Raw genomic sequence first — 2,846 nt, forward strand, 5'->3', positions numbered from 1 at the left:
TATCTGGGCAGTCTGTAATATCAGATTCATCAGAAGAAGAACTCGTTGCACTTAAAAAAGAACTGATCGAAAAGGAAGAAGAAATTAATAAGCTCCGTAAAAAGGTTATCGATCTGTATGATAAGCTCGGAATATAAAAATCGGTTTATCTGTTCTTTTACCGACTAATTATCATAATAAAATAATAAATAAGAATAAAATTCATTTTTAATTAAATTATTATGAATTTTATTCTAAATATTTATATTTTTATAGAATGGTAATCGAAAGCAATTTTAGTTTAGATCATATCGATCTGGCTATACTCAGACTTATGCAGGATAACGCACGGATCTCGAATGTAGATTTAGCAAAGGCATTGGATCTGGTTCCTTCAGCTGTGTTGGAACGGGTAAAGAAGTTGGAAAAGAAAAATGTAATTACCCAATATAATGCCCGGATAAACCCTGTGGCACTCGATTTAAAATTACTCGCCTTTATTTCAATGAAATCATCTCAAAGTTTGGGCTGTAGTGATACCGCAAACGAACTGGCAAAAATACCCGATGTACAAGAAGTACACGTTATTGCAGGAGATGACTGCTTTCTGATTAAGGTGAGGACAGCAGATGCGGCCTCATTAATGGCTTTACTGCGAGATGAATTTAGTAAGATTCCGAATATTTTATCGGTTAAAACCACGATTGTGCTGGAGACTGTGAAAGAACAACAAAAATTAGTAATTCCTGAAAAATAAGCATATGGCAAATTTAAATAAAACAGCATCGCCGGTAATGGTTTACCTCGCATTTGCTATCGTATACGTCGTTTGGGGCTCTACCTACTTTTTTATCCAGAAAGCATTGGCTGGTTTCCCACCTTTTATTTTAGGCGCTTTCCGTTTTTCTATTGCGGGAGTGCTGATGCTAAGCTGGTGCAAGATTAAAGGAGAAGATATTTTTAACCTAAAAACCATCAAAATTGCTGCAGTAAGCGGCATTTTAATGTTGGGTTTGGGTAACGGAATCGTAATTTGGGTAGAGCAGTTTATTCCGAGCGGCTTAGTAGCCATTATGGTAGCTTCGGCAGCAATATGGTTCGTTATTTTAGATAAATCGCATTGGAAAGAAAACCTGAGCAATAAGTACATTGTATCGGGTTTAGTAATTGGCTTTTTAGGAGTGGTGCTCTTGTTTGGAGGCCAGATTGTACAAGCACTTGATAAACCTCAAAGCAACTTGCAGATTATAGGTATGGTATTACTCGTTTTCGGGCCAATAGCCCGGGCCTTACTCGATTGGGGGAACATACCGCTTGATGCCTGGTTATCTATTATTTACCTTATTCTGTTTGGTTCAATTGCAGCGTTTAGTGCTTATGTGTGGTTGTTAAAGGTGCGCCCGGCTACGCAAGTGAGCACCTATGCTTATGTAAACCCGGTAGTGGCTGTTTTACTGAGTTTAACTTTTACCAACGAAGTGGTTGGTCTTACCCAGATTATTGGTTTAGTGATTATTTTGGGAAGTGTACTTTTAATTAATCTGCCAAAATATAAAAGTGAAGGCTAAGTTCTTGGTAAAATTGTCATTTCGAGGAGGAACGACGAAGCAATCTTCAATTAGATAGATACTACCGAATTAAGATTGCTTCGTCGGCTGAAAAGCCTTCTCGCAATGACGATTTRATTTAAAAGATTTTCCTCATGGTAAGGTGCTTTTTCCCAAAAGTTGCACCGGTGGCTTTATGGATAGCAATCATCTGATCATTAAAATCACCTACCCAACTCAATTCAAGCTCTTTGTACTGGTTTTTAGGAAGTACGTATTCGCCTAAACGGATAAAAAGAACGGATTCCAGGCCATGTTTTTGGAACTTAGGTTTGGTACCCATTACAATTGCCCTCATGCGGGTAACGCCCACCCAGCGGCGGTAAGCAAACTTTAATTTTTCAATTAAACCAAGTTTTCCATCAAAACCTTTAATCATTTGGTTTGCATCTGGAATCAATACTACAAAAGAGGCTGGTTCGCCATTAAAGTAGGCAAACTGGATCAAATGTTCATCCATGATGGGTTCCATACTTTTAAAGCTTTCCTCGAGCGTTTCTTTTTTAATAGGCACAAAGTTTTCGAAATCCTGCCAGCCATCATTGTAGATTTCCATTAAATCATTAATGTATTTGCTCGAATTGGCCTTGCTGAAATATTCGAAAGTATAACCTGGTTTATTTCTTACCCAGTTGGCAATTTTTGTAAAACGTTCTGGGAAGGGGATAGTTAGGTTAATATGGTTGGTTAATTGTTCGTATTCGGTAATAAAGCCATATTTCTCGAAAAAGTTTTGATAGTATGGAAAGTTATAGTTCATGCCGAAAGAAGGAGGGGTAAAACCCTCAACTAACAGGCCCCAGAAGCTATCGTTTTCACCAAAATTAATCGGGCCGTCCATGGCTTTCATTCCATTTTCGGCCAACCAGGTTTTGGCTGTATCGAATARAAGAAAGGCAGCTTTTTCATCATCAATACATTCAAAAAATCCCATACCACCAGTTGGTTGGTCGTAGTGGTAAGCTTTTTTTTCATTAATAAAAGCTGCTACACGGCCGATCAATTTTCCTGCATCATTTTTTAAAACCCAGCGTGTACATTTTCCATGTGCAAAAAAGGTGTTTTTTTCTGGGTTAAAAACATTCTCAACCTCACTATCCAGTGGACAGATCCAGTTTTTGTCGTTTTTATATAGGATTTTGGGTGTGTTTAGAAAGTCTTTTTTTAGTGATGAATTGCTTACTGGTATAACTTGCATGGGCAGATTTTAAAATTAAAAAGCATCCTACCAAGCGGTCGGATGCTTTTTCAAATATATGT

At 37.6% G+C, this 2,846-nt stretch carries 3 protein-coding genes; 2 read left to right on the forward strand and 1 reads right to left on the reverse strand.

The window, feature by feature from the left end:
• The first annotated feature begins 256 nt into the window (after window positions 1–256).
• On the forward strand, window positions 257–736 hold the full coding sequence (locus AC1DND_RS27285; protein WP_477585916.1) for an Lrp/AsnC family transcriptional regulator: 480 nt from the start codon (window positions 257–259) through the stop codon (window positions 734–736).
• A 4-nt stretch (window positions 737–740) separates the two neighbouring features.
• Complete coding sequence (locus AC1DND_RS27290; RefSeq protein ID WP_477585918.1) at window positions 741–1,547, forward strand: EamA family transporter; 807 nt, start codon at window positions 741–743, stop codon at window positions 1,545–1,547.
• Between the two features lie 118 nt (window positions 1,548–1,665).
• Here the strand turns inward: AC1DND_RS27290 and AC1DND_RS27295 are convergent, their stop codons facing one another.
• On the reverse strand, window positions 1,666–2,784 hold the full coding sequence (locus AC1DND_RS27295; RefSeq protein ID WP_477585920.1) for a GNAT family N-acetyltransferase: 1,119 nt from the start codon (window positions 2,782–2,784) through the stop codon (window positions 1,666–1,668).
• Window positions 2,785–2,846: the final 62 nt, after the last annotated feature.

Source organism: Pedobacter sp. 01N416 (assembly GCF_056399685.1).